The sequence below is a fragment of the Cognatundibacterium luofuense genome (assembly GCF_018139685.1).
Taxonomy (GTDB): Bacteria; Pseudomonadota; Gammaproteobacteria; order Burkholderiales; family Burkholderiaceae_D; genus Undibacterium; species Undibacterium luofuense.
The window spans coordinates 1-301 of the sequence record NZ_JAGSPN010000525.1 but is presented as its reverse complement, the minus strand read 5'-3'; the positions used below and the strand labels follow the sequence as shown (position 1 = coordinate 301).

General features: G+C 57.5%; 1 protein-coding gene. It reads right to left on the bottom strand.

Annotated elements, in window-relative coordinates:
- Positions 1-301, bottom strand: a 301-nt coding sequence (locus KDM89_RS21525; protein WP_463322646.1) for a type 1 glutamine amidotransferase family protein, incomplete at both ends; no start/stop codon positions are given.

Below are 301 nucleotides of genomic sequence, written 5' to 3'. Positions count from 1 at the left end.
CCCTGCCACAACGCATGGCTCTGAGCCTGTGCGACACGGTTCCAGCCCATTTGCGGCACTTTAAAACGCGAGCCATCTGCCTGCAGACGGCCATCAAGCTGGAAGCGTACCACTTTACCCGGCAATAATCCCAGACCCGGCGTATTTCCTTCCTCGCTCAGATCAAACAGCATTTGTTCACCGACACAGACGCCAAACAGTGGTTTGCTGCGACTGGCTTCCAATACCGCCCCCTGCACACCGGAATCACGCAGGCTTTGCATGCAATCCGGCATCGCGCCCTGACCGGGTAACACGATAC